19 protein-coding genes and 3 tRNA genes are annotated in these 21,082 nt (G+C 57.4%); 20 read left to right on the forward strand and 2 right to left on the reverse strand.

From position 1 onward, the window contains the following. Positions 1 to 53 precede the first annotated feature (53 nt). The 16 genes from rlmE (at position 54) to AC07ZE_RS04570 (ending at position 15,599) form a co-directional block, all read left to right on the forward strand. On the forward strand, positions 54 to 683 hold the full coding sequence (gene rlmE, locus AC07ZE_RS04495; protein WP_096513513.1) for a 23S rRNA (uridine(2552)-2'-O)-methyltransferase RlmE: 630 nt from the start codon (positions 54 to 56) through the stop codon (positions 681 to 683). Between the two features lie 201 nt (positions 684 to 884). After that, on the forward strand, positions 885 to 2,795 hold the full coding sequence (gene ftsH, locus AC07ZE_RS04500; RefSeq protein WP_077046416.1) for an ATP-dependent zinc metalloprotease FtsH: 1,911 nt from the start codon (positions 885 to 887) through the stop codon (positions 2,793 to 2,795). 8 nt (positions 2,796 to 2,803) lie between these two features. Then, positions 2,804 to 3,655, forward strand: coding sequence for a dihydropteroate synthase (gene folP / locus AC07ZE_RS04505; RefSeq protein ID WP_207261697.1), 852 nt, complete (start codon positions 2,804 to 2,806; stop codon positions 3,653 to 3,655). A gap of 16 nt (positions 3,656 to 3,671) precedes the next feature. Continuing rightward, a complete protein-coding gene (gene glmM, locus AC07ZE_RS04510) occupies positions 3,672 to 5,009 on the forward strand; it encodes a phosphoglucosamine mutase (RefSeq protein ID WP_207261698.1) in 1,338 nt (445 codons plus the stop codon). A gap of 66 nt (positions 5,010 to 5,075) precedes the next feature. Further along, positions 5,076 to 5,831 carry a triose-phosphate isomerase gene (tpiA, locus tag AC07ZE_RS04515; RefSeq protein WP_207261699.1) on the forward strand — a complete coding sequence of 252 codons (756 nt, stop codon included), beginning with the start codon at positions 5,076 to 5,078 and terminating at the stop codon, positions 5,829 to 5,831. Positions 5,832 to 5,835: 4 nt separating this feature from the next. Beyond that, positions 5,836 to 6,219, forward strand: a complete 384-nt coding sequence (gene secG, locus AC07ZE_RS04520; protein ID WP_017336473.1) for a preprotein translocase subunit SecG — start codon at positions 5,836 to 5,838, stop codon at positions 6,217 to 6,219. A 22-nt stretch (positions 6,220 to 6,241) separates the two neighbouring features. Beyond that, positions 6,242 to 6,327 (forward strand) — tRNA-Leu (locus AC07ZE_RS04525). Between the two features lie 97 nt (positions 6,328 to 6,424). Next, positions 6,425 to 6,501: transfer RNA gene (locus tag AC07ZE_RS04530), tRNA-Met, on the forward strand. A gap of 138 nt (positions 6,502 to 6,639) precedes the next feature. Next, complete coding sequence (gene rimP / locus AC07ZE_RS04535; protein WP_007915250.1) at positions 6,640 to 7,098, forward strand: ribosome maturation factor RimP; 459 nt, start codon at positions 6,640 to 6,642, stop codon at positions 7,096 to 7,098. Positions 7,099 to 7,145: 47 nt separating this feature from the next. Beyond that, positions 7,146 to 8,627 carry a transcription termination factor NusA gene (nusA, locus tag AC07ZE_RS04540; RefSeq protein WP_207261700.1) on the forward strand — a complete coding sequence of 494 codons (1,482 nt, stop codon included), beginning with the start codon at positions 7,146 to 7,148 and terminating at the stop codon, positions 8,625 to 8,627. A gap of 27 nt (positions 8,628 to 8,654) precedes the next feature. Then, on the forward strand, positions 8,655 to 11,174 hold the full coding sequence (gene infB / locus AC07ZE_RS04545; RefSeq protein WP_207261701.1) for a translation initiation factor IF-2: 2,520 nt from the start codon (positions 8,655 to 8,657) through the stop codon (positions 11,172 to 11,174). Between the two features lie 159 nt (positions 11,175 to 11,333). Beyond that, positions 11,334 to 11,735 (forward strand): 30S ribosome-binding factor RbfA, encoded by a 402-nt coding sequence (rbfA, locus tag AC07ZE_RS04550; RefSeq protein ID WP_095193994.1) that lies wholly within the window; start codon positions 11,334 to 11,336, stop codon positions 11,733 to 11,735. Positions 11,736 to 11,738: 3 nt separating this feature from the next. Beyond that, positions 11,739 to 12,656, forward strand: coding sequence for a tRNA pseudouridine(55) synthase TruB (gene truB, locus AC07ZE_RS04555; protein ID WP_207261711.1), 918 nt, complete (start codon positions 11,739 to 11,741; stop codon positions 12,654 to 12,656). A gap of 142 nt (positions 12,657 to 12,798) precedes the next feature. Continuing rightward, positions 12,799 to 13,068 carry a 30S ribosomal protein S15 gene (gene rpsO / locus AC07ZE_RS04560; RefSeq protein WP_002555121.1) on the forward strand — a complete coding sequence of 90 codons (270 nt, stop codon included), beginning with the start codon at positions 12,799 to 12,801 and terminating at the stop codon, positions 13,066 to 13,068. Positions 13,069 to 13,278: 210 nt separating this feature from the next. Then, on the forward strand, positions 13,279 to 15,384 hold the full coding sequence (gene pnp / locus AC07ZE_RS04565) for a polyribonucleotide nucleotidyltransferase (RefSeq protein WP_096513505.1): 2,106 nt from the start codon (positions 13,279 to 13,281) through the stop codon (positions 15,382 to 15,384). 139 nt (positions 15,385 to 15,523) lie between these two features. Further along, positions 15,524 to 15,599, forward strand: a tRNA-Thr gene (locus tag AC07ZE_RS04570). Positions 15,600 to 15,608: 9 nt separating this feature from the next. Here AC07ZE_RS04570 and AC07ZE_RS04575 read toward each other — a convergent pair. Further along, entirely contained in the window at positions 15,609 to 16,061 is a 453-nt protein-coding gene (locus AC07ZE_RS04575; RefSeq protein ID WP_207261713.1) for a hypothetical protein, read from the reverse strand. A gap of 298 nt (positions 16,062 to 16,359) precedes the next feature. Between AC07ZE_RS04575 and AC07ZE_RS04580 the strand changes: the two genes are divergently transcribed. Then, entirely contained in the window at positions 16,360 to 16,665 is a 306-nt protein-coding gene (locus AC07ZE_RS04580; RefSeq protein ID WP_095193990.1) for a DUF6388 family protein, read from the forward strand. 71 nt (positions 16,666 to 16,736) lie between these two features. On the opposite strand, the gene nadC is transcribed toward AC07ZE_RS04580, so the two are convergent. Continuing rightward, the gene (gene nadC, locus AC07ZE_RS04585; RefSeq protein WP_207261715.1) at positions 16,737 to 17,585 is read right to left on the reverse strand and encodes a carboxylating nicotinate-nucleotide diphosphorylase; all 849 of its coding nucleotides are present in this window, start codon (positions 17,583 to 17,585) and stop codon (positions 16,737 to 16,739) included. A gap of 240 nt (positions 17,586 to 17,825) precedes the next feature. Here nadC and AC07ZE_RS04590 point away from each other — a divergent pair, with 240 nt between their 5' ends. From AC07ZE_RS04590 to ampE, 3 genes are all read left to right on the forward strand, one after another. Next, positions 17,826 to 19,109: a DUF1631 family protein gene (locus AC07ZE_RS04590; protein WP_207267761.1), complete on the forward strand. Its 1,284-nt coding sequence runs from the start codon at positions 17,826 to 17,828 to the stop codon at positions 19,107 to 19,109. 64 nt (positions 19,110 to 19,173) lie between these two features. Next, positions 19,174 to 19,749 (forward strand): 1,6-anhydro-N-acetylmuramyl-L-alanine amidase AmpD, encoded by a 576-nt coding sequence (ampD, locus tag AC07ZE_RS04595; protein WP_207261718.1) that lies wholly within the window; start codon positions 19,174 to 19,176, stop codon positions 19,747 to 19,749. Then, the gene (gene ampE, locus AC07ZE_RS04600; protein ID WP_207261720.1) at positions 19,746 to 20,582 is read left to right on the forward strand and encodes a regulatory signaling modulator protein AmpE; all 837 of its coding nucleotides are present in this window, start codon (positions 19,746 to 19,748) and stop codon (positions 20,580 to 20,582) included. Before ampD ends, ampE begins: the two co-directional genes overlap by 4 nt. The last annotated feature ends 500 nt before the right edge of the window (positions 20,583 to 21,082 follow it).

The raw sequence follows: 21,082 nt of genomic DNA on the forward strand, positions 1-21,082 counted from the left end.
GAGGGTTCGTGGATCCGCCCAATTAATCACGACCCTTATCATCGAGGTGCCCAATGGCGCGTTCCAAGACAAGCCTTGGTTGGCTGAAACGACATGTCAATGATCCCTATGTGAAGCAGGCGCAGAAGGATGGCTATCGCTCGCGTGCGAGTTACAAGCTTCTGGAGGTCCAGGAGAAATACAAGCTGATCCGTCCGGGCATGACCGTTGTCGACCTGGGGGCGGCGCCCGGTGGCTGGTCGCAGGTCACTAGCCGGCTGATCGGTGGTCAGGGGCGTCTGATCGCCTCGGACATCCTGGAAATGGACAGCATTCCGGACGTGACTTTCATCCAGGGTGACTTTACCCAGGACGAAGTGCTTGCTCGTATCCTGGAGGCCGTGGGTAATTCGCAGGTGGACCTTGTGATTTCCGATATGGCCCCCAATATGAGTGGTACGCCTGCCGTGGATATGCCCAAAGCCATGTTTCTTTGCGAGCTGGCTCTTGATCTGGCGGCTCGGATACTCAAGCCGGGTGGTAATTTCGTGATCAAGGTTTTTCAGGGTGAAGGGTTTGATGCTTACGTGAAGGACGCTCGTCAGAAATTCGACAAGGTCCAGATGATCAAGCCGGACTCTTCCCGTGGCAGTTCCCGCGAGCAATACATGCTGGCTTGGGGCTACCGCGGTCGGAGTGAATAAAGCGGGTTTTTTTGCGGGGCAATAGGAATTTCGTATTTCGCCCTGTGAGAAATAGCGAATATTGTGTAGGAAGTGTTTCACAAAGGGTTACAGACGGCGCCTGCCAGAGTTGTAGGTAATGTAGTAAGTTAGGCCGGTGAATATCATGCGAAGCGCGCGCCATTAGCGGCGCTTGCTTCAGAGGGTAGTTAATTGAACGATATGGCAAAGAATCTGATCCTGTGGTTGATCATCGCGGCTGTCCTGGTGACGGTGATGAACAACTTCTCCAGCCCTAACGAGCCGCAGACCCTCAACTATTCCGACTTCATCCAGCAGGTCAAGGATGGCAAGGTCGAGCGCGTGGCGGTTGATGGCTACGTGATTACCGGCAAGCGTAACGATGGCGACAGCTTCAAGACCATTCGTCCGGCAATTCAGGACAACGGTCTGATCGGCGATCTGGTGGATAACCACGTGGTGGTCGAAGGCAAGCAGCCTGAACAGCAAAGCATCTGGACTCAGCTCCTGGTGGCGAGCTTCCCGATTCTGGTGATCATTGCCGTGTTCATGTTCTTCATGCGGCAAATGCAGGGCGGTGCCGGTGGCAAGGGCGGGCCAATGAGCTTTGGCAAGAGCAAGGCACGCCTGCTTTCCGAGGATCAGGTAAAGACCACGCTGGCTGACGTTGCCGGTTGCGACGAAGCCAAGGAGGAAGTTGGCGAGCTGGTCGAGTTCTTGCGTGATCCGGGCAAGTTCCAGCGCCTGGGTGGTCGTATCCCTCGTGGTGTGCTGATGGTCGGTCCTCCGGGTACCGGTAAGACCTTGCTGGCCAAGGCCATTGCCGGCGAAGCCAAAGTACCGTTCTTCACCATTTCCGGTTCCGACTTCGTTGAAATGTTCGTCGGTGTGGGCGCCAGCCGTGTTCGCGATATGTTCGAACAGGCCAAGAAGCACGCCCCATGCATCATCTTCATCGATGAAATCGACGCCGTCGGTCGCCACCGTGGTGCCGGCATGGGCGGCGGTCACGATGAGCGCGAGCAGACTCTCAACCAGTTGCTGGTGGAGATGGACGGCTTCGAAATGAATGACGGTATCATCGTGATTGCCGCGACCAACCGTCCTGACGTACTGGACCCTGCGCTGCTGCGTCCGGGCCGTTTCGACCGTCAGGTTGTGGTTGGTCTGCCGGATATTCGCGGTCGTGAACAGATTCTCAAGGTCCACATGCGCAAGGTGCCAATGGGTGACGATGTTGCTCCTGCCGTGATCGCCCGTGGTACACCCGGTTTCTCCGGTGCTGACCTGGCCAACCTGGTGAACGAGGCGTCGTTGTTCGCCGCCCGTGCCGGCAAGCGCATCGTCGAAATGAAAGAATTCGAACTGGCCAAAGACAAGATCATGATGGGCGCCGAGCGCAAATCCATGGTCATGTCCGAGAAAGAAAAACAGAACACCGCGTACCACGAAGCGGGTCACGCTATCGTTGGTCGCGTCGTGCCAGAGCATGATCCGGTGTACAAGGTCTCTATCATTCCGCGCGGTCGTGCGCTGGGTGTGACCATGTTCCTGCCGGAAGAGGATCGCTACAGTCTGTCCAAACGCGCCTTGATCAGCCAGATCTGCTCGCTGTACGGTGGCCGTATCGCAGAAGAGATGACCCTGGGCTTCGACGGTGTTACCACCGGTGCCTCCAACGACATCATGCGTGCCAGTCAGATTGCGCGGAACATGGTGACCAAGTGGGGGCTTTCGGAGAAGCTCGGTCCATTGATGTACGCCGAAGAAGAGGGCGAAGTGTTCCTCGGTCGAGGGGGTGGTGGTCAGAATGCAAGCTTCTCGGGTGAGACGGCGAAGCTGATCGATTCCGAAGTGCGCAGCATTATCGATCAGTGCTACGGCACGGCGAAACAGATCCTCACGGATAATCGTGACAAGCTCGACGCCATGGCAGATGCCCTGATGAAATACGAGACCATTGATGCCGAGCAGATTGACGACATCATGGCTGGACGTACTCCTCGCGAACCTCGCGATTGGTCGGGTGGTACCGGTACTTCCGGAACGCCACCGGCAGTGCAGGATGAGCGCCCGCAAACACCTATCGGCGGTCCGGCTGCTGACGTTTAAGGTTTGAAATGACTTTTGTTCAGTCCTCGACCCGGTTGCCTTGCGGCAACCGGGTTCTTGATTTGGCCCAGACGCACGTCATGGGCATCCTCAACGTCACTCCCGATTCCTTCTCCGATGGCGGTCAATACAGCCAGCTCGATGCCGCCTTGCGCCACGCCGAAGCCATGGTGGCAGCTGGCGCGACACTGATCGATGTTGGTGGTGAATCGACACGACCAGGCGCCAGGGCGGTTTCGCCACTGGAAGAGCTTGAGCGTGTCGCTCCGATTGTTGAGCGAATACATCGCGAGCTGGATGTAATTATCTCGGTCGATACTTCCACGCCGGCGGTCATGCGCGAAACCGCACGGCTGGGGGCTGGTTTGATCAACGACGTGCGCTCGCTGCGCCGCGATGGTGCGCTGGATGCAGCGGCGGCCACGGGGTTGCCGGTCTGTTTGATGCATATGCTCGGTGAGCCGGGCGACATGCAGGACAACCCGCAGTACCAGAACGTTACCAAGGAGGTGGGCGAGTTTCTTGCCGGGCGCATGGCTGAATGCGCCTCAGTGGGAATTCCCGCTGAACGGATCATTCTTGATCCGGGGTTTGGTTTCGCCAAAACCTTGCAGCACAATCTAAGCTTGTTCAAGCATATGGAAGCCTTGCACGCCCTGGGCCGCCCCCTGTTGGTCGGGGTTTCGCGCAAGAGCATGATAGGCCAGGCGTTGAGTCGTCCAGTGGATGAGCGCCTGTATGGCGGACTTGCCCTGGCGGCGCTGGCTTCGCACAAGGGGGCGCGTATATTGCGCGTCCATGATGTGGCGGAAGCAGTCGATGTGGTGAGGATGATCGCCGCAGTGGAATCAGCCGAATAAGAGTGATGGAGCGATTATGACTAGAAAATACTTTGGTACTGACGGCATTCGTGGTCGAGTCGGTGAGTACCCGATTACTCCTGATTTCATGCTCAAGCTCGGCTGGGCTGCGGGCATGGCGTTCCGCAAGATGGGGGCCTGCAAGGTACTCGTCGGTAAGGACACCCGGATTTCCGGGTATATGTTCGAGTCGGCGCTTGAGGCCGGTCTGACGTCGGCGGGAGCTGACGTGATGCTGCTCGGCCCCATGCCGACGCCGGCCATCGCCTATTTGTCGCGCACGTTCCAGGCTGAGGCCGGAATCGTGATCAGCGCCTCGCACAACCCTCATGACGATAACGGCATCAAGTTTTTCTCTGGCAAAGGCACCAAGCTGCCGGATGAGCTGGAGCTGATGATCGAAGAGCTGCTGGACACGCCGATGACCGTGGTCGAGTCGAGCAAGATCGGCAAGGTCTCGCGAATCAATGACGCCTCCGGCCGCTATATCGAGTTCTGCAAGAGCAGCGTGCCAACCGGTACCAGTTTTTCCGGGTTGAAGATCGTTCTCGACTGCGCCCATGGTGCGACTTACAAAGTCGCGCCTAGCGTGTTCCGTGAGCTGGGTGCTGAAGTCGTGGTGCTGTCTGCGCAACCCAATGGATTGAACATCAACGACAACTGTGGCTCGACCCATATGGGGCAATTGCAGGCCGCGGTCCTGGCTGAGCATGCTGATCTGGGAATTGCATTCGATGGCGATGGCGATCGAGTCCTGATGGTCGATCACACCGGTACAATCGTTGATGGTGACGAGTTGCTGTTCATTATTGCTCGCGATCTGCATGAGCGGGGCAAGTTGCAGGGCGGTGTGGTCGGTACATTGATGAGTAACCTGGGCCTTGAATTGGCGTTGGCGGACCTGGCTATTCCATTCGTGCGCGCCAATGTCGGCGACCGTTATGTGATCGCTGACCTGCTGGAGCGCAATTGGCTGGTGGGTGGTGAAAATTCCGGTCATATCGTTTGCTTCAATCACACGACTACCGGCGATGCGATCATCGCTGCGCTGCAGGTGTTGATGGCGCTGAGGACGCGTTCCGAAGGGTTGGCTCAGTCCCGCCAAGCGCTGCGCAAGTGCCCTCAGGTGCTGATCAATGTACGTTTCGGTGGTGGCACAAGTCCGTTGGATCATCCGGCGGTCAAGGAAGCCAGCGAGCGTGTGACCAAGGCCATGGCGGGGCGCGGGCGTGTGCTGTTGCGCAAGTCCGGCACAGAGCCGTTGGTGCGTGTGATGGTCGAAGGCGAAGATGAAAAGCAAGTTCGTGCCTACGCCGAAGAGCTGGCAAAACTGGTAACTGAAGTTTCTGCCTGAATTCGGCTTGCCAGCCATGATTGTGTTGGGTAACATCTGCGCCCACTTTGACCGACGAGGTACAGCATGCGTCGCCCTATGGTAGCTGGTAACTGGAAGATGCACGGTACCCGCGCCAGCGTCGCTGAGCTGATCAACGGCCTGAAAGAAATGGCCTTGCCGAGCGGTGTTGATGTCGCGGTATTCCCGCCTTGCCTGCATATCAATCAAGTGATTGATGGCTTGAAAGGAAAGTCGATTTCGGTCGGTGCGCAGAATTCTGCAGTGGAATCCGGGCAAGGTGCGTTGACTGGTGAGGTTTCGCCGAGTCAGTTGGTGGATGCAGGTTGTTCCCTGGTGCTTGTCGGGCACTCTGAGCGCCGCCAGATTATGGGCGAGCAGGACGGAATGCTGATTCGCAAGTTCGCGGCGGCACAGGCATGCGGCATGATTCCGGTTTTGTGTGTAGGGGAAACCCTTGAGCAGCGCGAAGCCGGACAAACCCTTGAGGTTGTCGGGCGTCAGCTGGACAGCGTCATCGAAGAGCTGGGTGTCGGTGCTTTTGCAAATGCAGTCATTGCTTACGAGCCGGTCTGGGCCATTGGTACCGGGCTGACTGCTTCGCCGCAACAGGCCCAGGATGTGCATGCAGCCATCCGCGCTCAGTTGGCGGCAGAAAATTCTGAAGTCGCGCAAGGTGTGCGGCTTCTATACGGCGGCAGCGTGAAGGCGGCCAATGCGGTCGAACTGTTCGGCATGCCGGATATCGATGGGGGTCTCATTGGTGGGGCTTCCCTGAATGCAGATGAGTTCGGTGCGATTTGTCGCGCCGCGGGAAACTGAAAAAATGCTGGAAACAGTCGTAGTCGTTTTTCATCTGCTGGGTGCATTGGGCGTAGTAGCTCTGGTATTGCTGCAGCAGGGTAAAGGTGCGGATGCTGGCGCGTCTTTCGGAGCAGGTGCTTCAAATACTGTGTTCGGAAGCCAAGGTTCCTCTACCTTTCTTAGTAAGTTTACTGCTATACTTGCCGCAGGTTTTTTCATAACCAGCTTGGGGTTAGGTTACTTTGCTAAAGAGAAGGCTCACCAGCTGACTCAAGTAGGTCTCCCAAATCCAGCGGTACTGGAAGTTCCAAAGCAACAACCGGCTTCTGACGATGTCCCGGTGCTTCAAGAGCAAAAGTCGGCTACTCCAGCGACTGACGTGCCTCCAGCTCAAGAGCAGAAGTAAGAAGGGTTTCAAACGTAGTATTGCCGAGGTGGTGGAATTGGTAGACACGCAACCTTGAGGTGGTTGTGCCCATAGGGTGTAGGGGTTCGAGTCCCCTTCTCGGTACCAATTAGTCAGGAGAGCCCGCTGTTGCGGGCTTTCTTGCAGGTGGAAGGTTACATTGACCCTGTCAGGGATCGGTCGTATACTTCCGCCCCAGCTTTGTCGCGGGGTGGAGCAGTCTGGTAGCTCGTCGGGCTCATAACCCGAAGGTCGTCGGTTCAAATCCGGCCCCCGCAACCAGTTTAAGGAGCCCCTTTTAAGGGGCTTTTTGTTAGCTGGACACTTTCAACGCCGCTGTTCGACGGCGTTTCAAGGATGGGCGTTTAGCCCATTTTTTTATTTTGCATAGCATGCACATACATGCACTAGGGGGTTCAGGTGTCGAGCAAGCTAGAAGAGTTGCAGGCCTTGCTGGCCCCGGTGGTCGTGGCCCTAGGCTATGAATGCTGGGGTATTGAGTTTTCGGCTCAAGGTCGTCACTCAATGTTGCGCGTTTATATTGATAAAGAGGGCGGCGTGCTGGTGGACGATTGCGCCATCGTAAGCCGTCAGATCAGCGGCGTCCTGGATGTTGAAGATCCAATCTCCGTTGAATACACCCTTGAAGTTTCCTCGCCTGGCATGGAACGCCCACTGTTCACTCTTGAGCAGTTTGCAAAATTTGCCGGTGAACAAGTGAAGATCAAGTTGCGCTCGCCTTTTGAGGGTCGACGCAACTTTCAGGGCCTTCTGCGCGGTGTAGAAGAGCAGGATGTCGTGGTGCAGGTAGATGACCATGAGTTCCTGTTGCCGATCGATATGATCGACAAGGCCAACATTATTCCCAGTTTTGACTGAGACGCGGATCCCGCGGATCCAATGGCTTGCGAAAGGCGAGGCGTACGATGAGCAAAGAAGTACTGCTGGTTGTTGAGTCGGTATCCAATGAAAAGGGTGTACCGGCAAGCGTAATTTTTGAAGCGCTGGAGCTGGCTCTGGCCACTGCTACCAAAAAGCGTTTCGAGGACGAAGTTGATCTGCGTGTGGAAATCAATCGCCACACCGGTGCTTACGAGACATTCCGTCGCTGGACGGTCGTCGAAGAAGCAGACCTGGACGATCCGGCCATCGAAACCTGGCCGAGCAAGGTTGCAGAGACGCATCCTGGTGCCAAGGTCGGCGATGTCGTCGAAGAAAAGATCGAGTCGATCGAGTTCGGTCGTATCGCGGCACAGACTGCCAAGCAAGTTATTGTGCAGAAAGTTCGCGAAGCCGAGCGCGCCCAGGTTGTTGACGCATACCGCGAGCGCCTGGGAGAAATCATCTCCGGCACCGTGAAGAAAGTAACCCGCGACAACGTGATCGTTGATCTGGGTAATAACGCCGAAGCGTTGCTGGCTCGTGAAGACATCATTTCTCGCGAGACTTTCCGGGTTGGTGTGCGCTTGCGTGCACTGCTCAAGGAAATCCGCACCGAGAACCGCGGCCCGCAGCTGATCCTGTCGCGTACCGCGCCGGAAATGCTGATCGAGTTGTTCCGCATCGAAGTGCCGGAAATCGCCGAAGGCCTGATCGAAGTCATGGCTGCGTCCCGTGACCCGGGCTCGCGCGCCAAGATCGCCGTGCGCTCCAAAGACAAACGCATCGACCCGCAGGGCGCTTGCATCGGTATGCGCGGTTCGCGCGTCCAGGCCGTGTCGGGTGAGTTGGGTGGTGAGCGTGTCGACATCGTCCTGTGGGACGACAACCCGGCTCAGTTCGTGATCAACGCCATGTCCCCGGCCGAGGTCGCAGCAATTATCGTCGACGAAGATGCCCATGCCATGGACATCGCCGTTGGTGCAGACAATCTGGCTCAGGCCATCGGTCGCGGTGGTCAGAACGTGCGTCTGGCCAGCCAATTGACTGGTTGGACCCTGAACGTGATGACCGAATCGGACATCCAGGCTAAGCAGCAAGCAGAAACCGGTGACATCCTGCGCAACTTCATCGAAGAGCTGGAAGTCGATGAAGAGCTGGCGCAGGTGCTGGTTGATGAAGGCTTCACCAGCCTGGAAGAGATTGCCTACGTACCGTTGGAAGAAATGCTCAACATCGAGGGCTTTGACGAAGACATCGTCAACGAGCTTCGCGCTCGTGCCAAGGATCGTTTGTTGACCAAAGCCATCGCTACTGAGGAAAAGCTGGCAGACGCCCATCCGGCCGAAGACCTGCTCTCGCTTGAGGGTATGGACAAGGATTTGGCGATGGAACTGGCGGTGCGCGGCGTAATTACCCGCGAAGACCTGGCCGAGCAGTCTATTGACGATCTGCTCGACATCGACGGCATTGACGATGATCGTGCCGGCAAGTTGATCATGGCCGCCCGAGCCCACTGGTTCGAGTAATTAGGCGCGGCCTGAGGAGAGAAGTGCATGACGCAAGTCACGGTGAAACAACTGGCCGATGAGGTCAAAACACCGGTAGAGCGCCTGTTGCAGCAGATGCGTGAGGCAGGTCTGCCGCACACCGCCGCCGAAGAAAGTGTGACTGACAGTGAGAAGCAATCCTTGCTGACTCACTTGAAAAGCAGCCACAAGGCGAAAGTGGAAGAACCACGCAAGATCACGCTGCAGCGTAAAACCACCAGCACCCTGCGTGTTGCTGGCAGCAAAAGCATCAGTGTTGAAGTACGCAAGAAGAAAGTCTTCGTACAGCGCAGCCCGGAAGAAATCGAAGCCGAGCGCAAGCGTGAACTGGAAGAACGTCGCGCAGTAGAAAATGCTGCTCGTCAGAAGGCTGAAGAGGAAGCCAAGCGCCGCGCCGAAGAAGAAGCGCGTCGCCAGCCTGCTGCTGCGCCGACCGCTCCAGCCGAACCTGTTGCCGCCCCTGTTGCGGTGGCCGAGCCTGTGCGTGAAAGCGCTCCGGTCGTGGCTGCTGCACCGGTTGCCGACACCCGCAAGCGGGACGAGCCGCGCCGTCCGGACAAACCACGTGCCGACGATAACAATCGTCGCGGTGGTGGCGATGGCGAGCGCAAAAACGCTCCGCATCGTGCTTCAGTCAAGGAAAAAGCGCCTGCTCCACGCGTTGCCCCACGTACTACCGACGAAGAAAGCGATGGCTTCCGTCGTGGTGGTCGCGGCAAGGCCAAGCTGAAGAAGCGCAACGCCCACGGTTTCCAGAGCCCTACCGGTCCTGTCGTGCGCGAAGTGAAGATCGGCGAGACCATCACTGTGGGCGATCTGGCCCAGCAGATGTCGGTCAAGGCTGCTGAAATCATCAAGTTCATGTTCAAACTGGGTACTCCAGCGACCATCAACCAGGTACTGGACCAGGAAACTGCCCAGCTGGTTGCCGAAGAGCTGGGCCACAAAGTGACCCTGGTCAGCGACACCGCCCTGGAAGATTCCCTGGCCGAGTCCCTGAAGTTTGAAGGCGAGGCGGTTGCCCGTGCGCCGGTCGTGACCGTAATGGGCCACGTTGACCACGGTAAGACTTCCCTGCTCGACTACATCCGTCGTGCCAAGGTAGCGGCTGGCGAAGCCGGCGGCATTACCCAGCACATCGGTGCGTACCACGTTGAAACCGACCGTGGCATGGTGACGTTCCTCGACACCCCGGGTCACGCCGCGTTTACCGCAATGCGTGCCCGTGGTGCCAAGGCGACCGACATCGTGATCCTGGTGGTTGCAGCAGACGACGGCGTGATGCCGCAGACCATTGAAGCTGTTCAGCATGCTCAGGCCGCGGGTGTTCCGCTGGTCGTGGCAGTGAACAAGATCGACAAGCCGGGCGCCGATCTCGATCGTATCCGCAGCGAATTGTCGGTACATGGCGTGACGTCGGAAGAATGGGGTGGTGATACTCCATTCGTACCGGTCTCCGCGAAGATGGGTACTGGTGTCGACGAATTGCTCGAAGCCGTTCTGCTGCAAGCCGAAGTTCTGGAACTGACGGCCACGCCTTCGGCTCCCGGCCGTGGTGTCGTGGTTGAATCGCGTCTGGACAAGGGCCGTGGCCCGGTGGCTACCGTTCTGGTTCAAGACGGTACCCTGCGTCAAGGCGACATGGTCCTGGTCGGTTCGAACTATGGCCGTGTCCGCGCCATGCTCGACGAGAACGGCAAGCCAATCAAGGAAGCCGGTCCTGCAATCCCTGTCGAGATTCTCGGCCTGGACGGCACCCCGGACGCTGGCGACGAGATGAGCGTTGTGGCTGACGAGAAGAAAGCCCGTGAAGTGGCTCTGTTCCGTCAAGGCAAGTTCCGCGAAGTCAAACTGGCTCGCGCTCACGCAGGCAAGCTGGAAAACATCTTCGAAAGCATGGGTCAGGAAGAGAAGAAGACGCTCAACATCGTCCTCAAATCCGACGTCCGTGGTTCGCTGGAAGCGTTGAACGGTGCCTTGAACGGCCTGGGTAACGACGAAGTGCAAGTGCGTGTGGTCGGTGGCGGTGTCGGTGGTATCACCGAGTCCGACGCTAACCTCGCACTGGCCTCCAACGCTGTACTGTTCGGTTTCAACGTGCGTGCCGATGCCGGCGCTCGCAAGATTGTCGAGCAGGAAGGCCTGGATATGCGTTACTACAACGTGATCTACGACATCATCGAAGACGTCAAGAAAGCGTTGACCGGTATGCTCGGCAGCGATGTTCGCGAGAACATCCTGGGTGTGGCCGAGGTGCGTGATGTGTTCCGTTCGCCTAAGTTTGGCGCGATCGCCGGTTGCATGGTTCTCGAAGGTGTTGTTCACCGTAACCGTCCAATCCGTGTACTGCGTGAAGACATCGTTATCTTCGAAGGCGAGCTGGAATCCCTGCGCCGCTTCAAGGATGACGCTTCCGAAGTACGTGCCGGCATGGAATGCGGTATCGGCGTGAAGAGCTACAACGACGTCAAAGTCGGTGACAAGATCGAAGTCTTCGAGAAGGTTCAGGTTGCTCGCAGCCTCTAACTCGCACACTTCAAGAGCCGTGATGGCCTGCCGCATGCAAATGTACGGCGCATCGCCCGGACTCTAAACGCAACGCCCGGTCTGGCTTTTGTCAGGCCGGGCGTTTGCCGCTTTCAGACCTCATGGGTTTCACCATGGGGCAGTAACAGGTAACAAGACATGGCAAAAGAATATAGCCGTACCCAACGCATCGGCGATCAAATGCAGCGCGAGCTGGCACAACTGATCCGTCGTGAAGTCAAAGACCCGCGCGTCGGCCTGGTCACCATTACCGCTGTGGAAGTCAGCCGTGACGTCGGTCACGCCAAGATCTTCATCACTGTGATGGGGCAGGACAGCCGCGAAGACATCGCACAAAGCATCAAGGTGCTCAACTCCGCCGCCGGTTTCCTGCGCATGCAGTTGGCCCGGGAGATGAAGCTGCGCAGCGTTCCACAGTTGCACTTCCATTACGACGAAAGCGTCGTGCGCGGTGCGCATCTGTCGGCTTTGATCGAGCGCGCAGTGGCTGAAGACAATCAGCATCCGGTTGCGGCAGAAGCCGAAGACACCAAGGAGTAATCGGTGGCTCAGGTCAAACGTATCCGTCGTAACGTCAGCGGCATCGTCCTGCTCGACAAACCGTTGGGGTTCACCTCCAACGCGGCACTGCAAAAGGTCCGCTGGCTGCTCAACGCCGAGAAGGCCGGACACACCGGCAGCCTCGATCCGCTGGCCACCGGTGTGTTGCCGTTGTGCTTCGGTGAGGCCACCAAGTTCTCGCAATACCTGCTCGATTCCGACAAGGGGTACGAAACCCTGGCGCAACTGGGCAAAACCACCACCACGGCGGATGCCGAGGGTGAAGTTTTGCAGGAGCGCCCGGTGACCGTTGGTCGCGCCGATATCGAAGCAGTGCTTCCGGATTTTCGTGGGCAAATCAGTCAGATACCGCCGATGTACTCGGCCCTCAAGCGTGATGGGCAGCCGCTGTACAAGCTGGCTCGCGCAGGCGAAGTAGTGGAGCGCGAACCGCGTTCTGTTACTATTACGCGCTTGGAATTACTGGCCTTCGAAGGTGATACTGCGCGGCTTGCAGTGGATTGCAGCAAAGGCACCTATATCCGTACCCTGGTGGAGGATATCGGCGAGAAACTCGGTTGTGGTGCTTACGTCGCGGAACTGCGACGTACCCAGGCCGGGCCTTTCACACTGGCCCAGACCGTCACCCTGGAAGAGCTGGAAGCGGTACATGCCGAAGGCGGCAACGAAGCGGTCGATCGCTTCCTGATGCCATCGGACAGCGGCTTGCTGGATTGGCCGTTGCTGCAGTTTTCGGAAGCGAGCGCGTTCTACTGGCTCAACGGCCAGCCGGTACGTGCCCCCGATGCACCGAAATTTGGCATGGTGCGGGTACAGGATCACAATGGTCGCTTCATCGGTATCGGTGAAGTGAGTGAAGACGGGCGTATCGCGCCACGTCGACTGATTCGGTCAGAATGACCGAAACCAGTCTGTGTAACAGCAGGCTGGCGAGGGTGGCTGTCAACAGGCACGGTCACTACTCTTTTTTAGATACAGGGATTTGTCCCTGGCCTGTTGAAGCTGTTTCTCTGAAACAGTTTCCTGATAAAAGGATTGCCTCATGGCTCTCAGCGTTGAAGAAAAAGCTCAAATCGTTACCGACTACCAGCAAGCTGTTGGTGATACTGGTTCGCCAGAAGTGCAAGTTGCACTGCTGACCGCCAACATCAACAAACTGCAAGGTCACTTCAAGGCCAACGGTAAAGATCACCACTCCCGTCGTGGTCTGATCCGCATGGTTAACCAGCGTCGTAAGCTGCTGGACTACCTGAAAGGCAAAGACGTGAGCCGTTACAGCGCTCTGATCGGTCGCCTGGGTCTGCGTCGCTAATAAGCGATTGCGCTAGAGGTTGGTTGTCTGTCATGCGTCAGCGGGTTTTCCGCAGGTGCATGGCAGGCTCCCAGCCTCAAGTTTTATCTGGATATCTGCTTTACCTGAGTGTCAGCACCTGGACAAACCGATCGGGCCGATTCCCGGCATTGCCCAAGAATTTCGCAAGAAACCAGTTTCCCCAAGAGCCACAAAAGAAGGTAGGACACCGTGAACCCGGTAATCAAAAAATTCCAGTTCGGTCAGTCGACCGTTACCCTCGAGACTGGCCGTATCGCCCGTCAGGCCTCCGGCGCAGTATTGGTCACCGTTGACGACGACGTCAGCGTATTGGTGACCGTAGTCGGTGCCAAACAAGCCGATCCAGGCAAGGGTTTCTTCCCTCTGTCTGTCCACTACCAGGAAAAAACTTACGCTGCCGGTAAGATTCCTGGCGGTTTCTTCAAGCGTGAAGGCCGTCCTTCCGAGAAAGAAACCCTGACTTCCCGACTGATCGACCGCCCGATCCGTCCGCTGTTCCCTGAAGGCTTCATGAACGAAGTGCAGGTTGTCTGCACCGTCGTTTCCACCAGCAAGAAGACCGATCCGGACATCGCTGCGATGATCGGTACTTCGGCTGCCCTGGCCATCTCCGGCATTCCTTTCGATGGCCCGATCGGCGCTGCCCGCGTTGCTTTTCACGAAAGCACCGGCTACCTGCTGAACCCGACTTACGAGCAATTGGCTGCTTCGAGCCTGGACATGGTCGTTGCCGGTACTTCGGAAGCCGTTCTGATGGTTGAATCGGAAGCCAAAGAGCTGACCGAAGACCAGATGCTGGGCGCGGTACTGTTTGCACACGATGAGTTCCAGGCCGTGATCCAGGCCGTCAAAGAGCTGGCTGCCGAAGCTGCCAAGCCAACCTGGACCTGGGCTCCGCAAGCCGAAGCCACCGAACTGCTGGGCGCTATCCGCTCCGAGTTCGGCGAAGCGATCTCGCAGGCTTACACCATCACCGTCAAGGCCGACCGTTACGCTCGCCTGGGCGAGCTGAAGGATCAAGTGGTTGCCAAGCTGTCCGGCGAAGAAGGCCAGCCTTCCGCTGCTGACGTCAAAGCGGCTTTCGGTGAAATCGAATACCGTACCGTTCGCGAAAACATCGTAAACGGCAAGCCACGCATCGACGGTCGCGACACTCGCACTGTTCGTCCACTGAACATCGAAGTCGGCGTTCTGCCGAAGACCCACGGTTCGGCGCTGTTCACCCGTGGCGAAACCCAGGCTCTGGTAGTCGCGACGCTGGGCACCGCCCGTGACGCACAACTGCTGGACACTCTGGAAGGCGAGAAAAAAGACCCGTTCATGCTGCACTACAACTTCCCTCCGTTCTCGGTGGGCGAGTGTGGTCGCATGGGTGGCGCCGGTCGTCGTGAAATCGGTCACGGTCGTCTGGCCCGTCGTTCGGTTCAGGCCATGCTGCCGGCCGCTGACGTGTTCCCGTACACCATCCGTGTTGTATCGGAAATTACCGAATCCAACGGCTCCAGCTCCATGGCTTCGGTCTGCGGTGCTTCCCTGGCGCTGATGGACGCGGGTGTACCGATGAAGGCACCGGTTGCCGGTATCGCCATGGGTCTGGTTAAAGAAGGCGAGAAGTTCGCCGTCCTGACCGACATCCTGGGTGACGAAGACCACCTGGGCGACATGGACTTCAAGGTAGCCGGTACCGCCAAAGGTGTGACCGCGCTGCAAATGGACATCAAGATCAAGGGCATCACCGAAGAGATCATGGAAATCGCCCTGGGCCAAGCCCTGGAAGCGCGCCTGAACATCCTCGGTCAGATGAACCAGATTATTGGTCAGTCGCGTACCGAGCTGTCGGCAAACGCACCGACAATGATCGCGATGAAAATCGACACCGACAAAATCCGTGATGTCATCGGTAAAGGTGGCGCAACCATTCGTGCGATCTGTGAAGAGACCAAGGCTTCGATCGATATCGAAGACGACGGTTCGATCAAGATCTTCGGCGAAACCAAGGAAGCGGCTGAAGCAGCACGTCAGCGCGTTCTGGGCATCACCGCCGAGGCCGAGATCGGCAAGATCTACGTCGGTAAGGTTGAGCGCATCGTCGATTTCGGCGCATTCGTCAACATCCTGCCTGGCAAGGACGGTCTGGTTCACATCTCGATGTTGAGCGATGCTCGCGTTGAGAAAGTGACCGACATCCTGAAGGAAGGCCAGGAAGTGGAAGTGCTGGTACTGGACGTGGACAACCGCGGTCGTATCAAGCTGTCCATCAAGGACGTGGCAGCAGCCAAGGCTTCGGGCGTTTAATCCGCTCTCAAGCCTGACCGCTCCAACGTTGTAGAAAAGCCCCCGCCGCGAAAACGGCGGGGTCTTTTTTTGCCAGCAGGAAATTGAGTCGACTCATGAAGTTGCCTGACTCAATAGTCAGTGCTAGGTTTAGCCCACCGCCCGTGTAGCTCAGTCGGTAGAGCAGCGCACTCGTAACGCGAAGGTCGCAGGTTCGATTCCTGTCTCGGGCACCACGCTGCACCTCATTTCACTTTTCTGCTCAACTCCTCGACAGTGCGCTTGAGCTGATCCATTTCGCGATCCTGATCACTGACTTCCCGCTTGAGGTTCGAAATCTCGCTGTTGTTCGAACTTGAACTGGAGCCGTTGTTGCGCTTGAGCTCTTCCACTTGTTTGCCGAGATTATCCAGATCACGTTCCTGCTCGTTGATCGTGCGCTTGAGTTCCTCGATCTGGTGCGTCTGATCGCTGAGGGTGTCTTGCATTTTTTTCAGGGCGCCAACGTCGACATCTGATTTGATCAGCACGTCTTTGCCGAACTCGCTGTGAATGGCGGTAATTTTATCGCTGGGGTACGCGCTGCTATTACTCAGTTCAATTCCCGCCAGAGCGGTTCCTGGCAGGGCCATGGCACCCAAGAGGGCAGTCATTGCGGTTGCGGACAAAGCAGGCGAAAGCTTCGAAAAACTGCGCATCACTGAGGTTCCTTGTGAAGTGCTATATGGCACATCGCTATGACTTGGCGTTTTGATTTATGTTCCCAGGCACCACTGACGGGAAGTGCGGTTTTTTGTGGGGTTGATGTAAAGAGTCGTGTAAATCGTCCGACAAACATCCTATATTCGGAGCCTGCATGAGCTTCGCCCAGCAGTTTTCAGATGATCCAGAATGGTCCTGAAGGCCAGATAAACCGGACTACCAACGGTTTTTTGCGTCAGAGAGATCCTTGATGATCCAGATCCATCTTCCATTCCCCAGATCAACGAGAACGCCATGACCGTTAAAGAATTGACTCAAGAAGCCAGACACGAAGAAGCCCTGAAGAAGTATGTGCTGGACGCACCCGAATTGATGGACGAGATCAAGGACTTGCCAGCCGATGATCAGAAAGACCAGATCCAGTGGGCGTTCGAGGATGAAGCAGAAGCCCAGGGGCTACAGCCATGGGAGCTGACGCTCAAGTACACCACCACCCCGGAAGAATACGAGGCCGAGCGCCTGAAGCTGCACAAGGAAGCGGCAGAGATATTGGGCGTCGAGTGGGAAGAGTACTGCGAGATGAACAATCTGGTGGTTTGAGAGAAGCTACAAGCTACAAGCTACAAGTCAAAGCAAGTCAGCTTGCCGCTTGAAGCTTGTAGCTGCTTCTCTCAGAGACTCAAGCGCATCGATAAATCCACAGCCTTCACATCCTTGGTCATTGCACCAATGGAAATGTAATCCACACCGGTTTGGGCGATCGGCAGCAAAGTGCTTTCATTGATCCCGCCACTGGCCTCCAGCTTTGCCTTGCCGCCGTTCAGGCGTACAGCTTCTCGCATGTCATCAAGGCTCAGTTCGTCAAGCATGATGATATCGGCGCCGGCCGCCAGGGCCTCTTTGAGCTCAACCAGGCTTTCCACTTCGATCTCCACCGGTTTGCCCGGCGCGATTTTGTGTGCCGCGGCGATGGCCTGCGAGATTCCGCCGCAAGCGGCGATATGGTTTTCCTTGATCAGGAAGGCGTCATACAGGCCAATGCGGTGGTTGTGGCAACCGCCACAAGTTACTGCGTACTTTTGCGCCAGTCGCAGCCCCGGCAAGGTTTTACGGGTGTCGAGCAACTTCACCTGAGTTTGGGCCACGAAGTCCGCCAGGTATTGGGCGCGAGTGGCCACGCCGGACAAAAGTTGCAGGAAGTTCAGCGCGCTACGCTCACCGGTCAGCAGCGAGCGGGCCGGCCCTTCGAGGTGGAACAGCACTTGATTGGGTTTGACCCGTTCACCATCGGCGACTTGCCAGTGCACCGCCACCCGCGGGTCCAGTTGCCGAAACACGGTATCCACCCAGGCGGTACCACAGATGACAGCAGCGTCGCGGGTAATGATGGTGGCTTTGGCCAGGCGTTCGGTCGGGATCAATTGCGCGGTGATGTCGCCGCTGCCGACGTCTTCGAGCAACGCACGGCGCACGTTGGCTTCGATTTCGGCGGTCAAATCGGCGAGACGTAGATTCGGCATAACGGGCTCCACAAACAAAGTGGCCCGATTATAGGGCCATGGTGCGAGGCAACCCAAGGCATCTGCGCTGTTCCTTGCGCTGCGGAGCCTGCATTTGGTCGATTCCCGTGAGCGAGCGGTCGGCTGCAAGAAGGCCAATGCAGAGTGTTCTGGCACAAGAGTGCGGTTTTCAAGATAATTCGCCTTGGAATTGGCGTCATGACTTTGACGATTCGCAAGATCACCGTTTCAGGAGGCGGGATGCACAACGACGGGAATGTCGTGCCTATACGCAAGGCGACCACCAACCAGGCGATTCACTCGCCGCTCGCCCGCCTGCCCGTGGTTCTGCTTCAGGTTCGCGACAAAGCCACACAACAGCTTCGACAGGGTTTGCAGGAACTGTTCGACAACGCCGACGACACCCTGTTCGAAATGGCCGACCGGGCGCGCAATGACCTCGAGCAGAATATTTTCTTTCAAGCGATGCGTGACCTGCGCCTGAAGCGTAAAAGCATCGAGCGTATTTTTTTCGAAGCGTTCTTCGAAGCGTTTGTGCGCCTCACCCAGTACAACGCCACCCACACGTTGTTGCCTTCGGCACCGCCCATCGCTGCCTGTGCGGCGTTACCCGATGAAGAGCTTGAGCGCAATGTGGCGGTGGAGGCGATGGTCAACAAAGTACTGAACCGCGACGGTTTCGCCCTGGACCAACTTACCGCCCGTCTCAGTACTCTGCTGGGCAGGTCACTGATGGAACAGCACAATCCCATGGGGCCGACGATGCTCTGCGTGTTCTTCTTGCAGGCCGGACGCTGCTTGGGGGTAGAGATCAAGGTCAAGTTGATCATCCTGAAGCTGTTTGACCGCTATGTACTGAGCGGGACCGATCAGCTGTACGCCGAAGCTAACCAATTGCTGATAGCCACCGGCGTGCTGGCCGATCTCCAGCCCGCACCGGCATGTCGGAGCGTGGAGGGGCAGGTCGCCAGTGCGACGGTCGAGCCTGACAATCCGCGAGAGCGTCGCCGTTGTGAATGGTTGGAGCAACGGACCCGTGATGCCGAGGAAATTCGTGCCCAAACCGCGTTGGCCCGTCGCTGCGTCGAGCGGCTGTTGAACCAGGCACTGATCGGCAAGGTCTTGCCGCGAAGCGTGGTGGTGTTCGTCCACGAAACCTGGAGCAAAGTGTTGCTGCTGACCTGCCTCAAGCATGGCGATCAGTCGATGCAGTGGCATGTCGCTGCGCAGACCATGGAACAATTGATCTGGAGCGTGCAGCGCCATGATGAGCCCGAAGCGCGTTCACGCTTGTTGGCGTTGGTGCCGGACTTGCTCAAGGGGTTGCGTGAGGGATTGAATGGCTCGGCATTCGATCCGTTTACCACCAGCGAGTTTTTCACCGAGCTCGAAGGTTTGCACCTTCAGTTGTTTGAACCTGAGCCGAGCAGCGCCCATGCAAACCCGACGATGGTCGAAGTGCTGGACGAAGTGTTTTTGCCGAGCGCTGACGACGGCCTATTCCGTCTCAATCGCGGCAAGTGATCGCCTCCAGAGGGGCTATCACGGCATACTGGGCACCAACACAGTCGTCGTTGAAGGAATCGGTATGCAGTTGGACCCCGCGAGCGGTTGGTGTCAGGACGTGCGTTTGTGCCCCTCGCCCAACTTCAATGCGCGCCCCAAGGGCGAAATTTCCCTGCTGGTGATTCACAACATCAGCCTGCCACCGGCGCAATTCGCCACCGGCAAGGTGCAGGAGTTTTTCCAGAATCGCCTGGATGTCACGGAGCACCCTTACTTTGAGGGAATTGCTGATCTGCGGGTGTCTGCGCATTTTCTGATCGAGCGAGACGGCACCGTCACCCAGTTTGTCTCCTGCCTTGAGCGTGCCTGGCACGCAGGGGTTTCGAGTTTTGAGGGGCGGGAAACCTGTAACGATTTTTCCGTAGGCATCGAGCTTGAAGGCACGGATGATCTGCCATTCACCGATGCTCAGTACAAGGCGTTGATTGCCCTGACCCGGCAACTGCAAAGCGCCTTCACGGCCATAACGCCACAACGCATCTGCGGGCACAGCGACATCGCGCCCGGGCGCAAAACCGATCCGGGACCGGCTTTCGACTGGGCACGCTATCGTGCCGCACTGGCGAAAGACGTGCTGGAAAAAGAGGAAAAACAATGAGTTTTCTGGTGTTGCTGCTGGCGGTGTGGATCGAGAAGTTCTCGGCGCTGCGCCATCAGATTCAGCGAGATGGCGGTTGGGTGCGCGAGTTGCACAAGCTTGAATCCAATCCGCGTATGGCAAAAAGCCCATGGCTGGTCTTGGTCGTGTTGGTGCTGTTGCCGGTTGCGCTGTTGGGTTTACTGTTGCTGGTGCTGGACCCGGTGGCTTACGGTCTGTTGGCATTGCCGGTGCACCTGCTGGTGGTGATTTACAGCCTGGGGCGTGGTGATCTGCTGGGCGGCCTGGGGCCGTTTCGCGATGCCTGGCGCCGGGAGGACCTGCAAGCCGCGGCTCATGTCGCCAAACGCGACCTCGATATCTGCGCCGACAGCGGCGAGCAACTGCTGGAGAGAGTCGAAGGGCATTTGTTGTGGGAGGCTTACCAGAGTTTCTTCGCGGTGATTTTCTGGTACTTCCTGTTGGGGCCGGTCGCCGCCCTGAGCTACCGGCTGCTGGCACTGGCTGAAGAGCACGGGCAAAACCCTGCTGTGGTCGAACGCGCTGCGCAACTGCGCCACGCCTTCGATTGGGTGCCGGTACGTTTGCTGGCGGCGAGTTTTGCCTTGGTCGGCAACTTTGTCGCGGTCAGCCGGGTGATGTTGCACGAGCTGCTGAACTGGAACATCAGTGCGGCCCAACTGATCGAAAAGGCCGGGCTGGTGGCCGCCGAGATCCCGGCCCCGGTGGTCGGGCCTGAAGGCATCATCAACCTCGACCGGATCTGGGAGTTGCTGTTGCGGGCGGCGGTACTCTGGTATGCGGGGTTTGCGTTGTGGACTGTGCTGCCCTGATTGAATAGATCAAAATCAAAAGATTGCAGCCTGTGGCAGCGACTATTGGCTGCGATCTTTTGCCGTTAACCTTAAGTTACAAAACACTCCCCTGATTTGAGCTATATAGAGATAGCGCCCAATAGTGGCTATCTGCTGTCGAGCTGCGCCTGCCAATAAAAATAAGAAATCAAAGGGAGACTTCCAGTGAAGAGCTTGCTCTATCCCGCCGTCGCGCTGATGAATCGCCTGAGCTTCGGCATGAAGTTCAGCCTGATCAGTGTTCTGTTCCTGGTGCCGATGCTGGTGACCAACTTCTATCTGGTGCGTGATTCCTATCGCGAATTCCAGGGCACCCGGGTCGAACTGCAGAGCCTCGACCTGTTGGGCAGCAGCCTGACACTACGGCGCGATCTGGAAACCCTGAACAACCTGGTGCAGATCAATGTCGCCCTCGGTCAGTCCGGCAAGGCCGGCAATGTCGAGGCGCAGATTGGCACACTGGGGCAAAGCGTCTTGAA

This window comes from Pseudomonas sp. GW101-3H06, from assembly GCF_059424605.1.

What these genes read in the sequence shown, in the direction of transcription:
- rlmE (WP_096513513.1), top strand. Translation starts at nt 54, where the DNA reads ATGGCGCGTTCCAAGACAAGCCTTGGTTGGCTGAAACGACATGTCAAT.
- ftsH (WP_077046416.1), top strand. Translation starts at nt 885, where the DNA reads ATGGCAAAGAATCTGATCCTGTGGTTGATCATCGCGGCTGTCCTGGTG.
- folP (WP_207261697.1), top strand. Translation starts at nt 2,804, where the DNA reads ATGACTTTTGTTCAGTCCTCGACCCGGTTGCCTTGCGGCAACCGGGTT.
- glmM (WP_207261698.1), top strand. Translation starts at nt 3,672, where the DNA reads ATGACTAGAAAATACTTTGGTACTGACGGCATTCGTGGTCGAGTCGGT.
- tpiA (WP_207261699.1), top strand. Translation starts at nt 5,076, where the DNA reads ATGCGTCGCCCTATGGTAGCTGGTAACTGGAAGATGCACGGTACCCGC.
- secG (WP_017336473.1), top strand. Translation starts at nt 5,836, where the DNA reads ATGCTGGAAACAGTCGTAGTCGTTTTTCATCTGCTGGGTGCATTGGGC.
- nusA (WP_207261700.1), top strand. Translation starts at nt 7,146, where the DNA reads ATGAGCAAAGAAGTACTGCTGGTTGTTGAGTCGGTATCCAATGAAAAG.
- infB (WP_207261701.1), top strand. Translation starts at nt 8,655, where the DNA reads ATGACGCAAGTCACGGTGAAACAACTGGCCGATGAGGTCAAAACACCG.
- rbfA (WP_095193994.1), top strand. Translation starts at nt 11,334, where the DNA reads ATGGCAAAAGAATATAGCCGTACCCAACGCATCGGCGATCAAATGCAG.
- rpsO (WP_002555121.1), top strand. Translation starts at nt 12,799, where the DNA reads ATGGCTCTCAGCGTTGAAGAAAAAGCTCAAATCGTTACCGACTACCAG.
- AC07ZE_RS04575 (WP_207261713.1), bottom strand. Translation starts at nt 16,061, where the DNA reads ATGCGCAGTTTTTCGAAGCTTTCGCCTGCTTTGTCCGCAACCGCAATG.
- AC07ZE_RS04580 (WP_095193990.1), top strand. Translation starts at nt 16,360, where the DNA reads ATGACCGTTAAAGAATTGACTCAAGAAGCCAGACACGAAGAAGCCCTG.
- nadC (WP_207261715.1), bottom strand. Translation starts at nt 17,585, where the DNA reads ATGCCGAATCTACGTCTCGCCGATTTGACCGCCGAAATCGAAGCCAAC.
- AC07ZE_RS04590 (WP_207267761.1), top strand. Translation starts at nt 17,826, where the DNA reads ATGCACAACGACGGGAATGTCGTGCCTATACGCAAGGCGACCACCAAC.
- ampD (WP_207261718.1), top strand. Translation starts at nt 19,174, where the DNA reads ATGCAGTTGGACCCCGCGAGCGGTTGGTGTCAGGACGTGCGTTTGTGC.
- ampE (WP_207261720.1), top strand. Translation starts at nt 19,746, where the DNA reads ATGAGTTTTCTGGTGTTGCTGCTGGCGGTGTGGATCGAGAAGTTCTCG.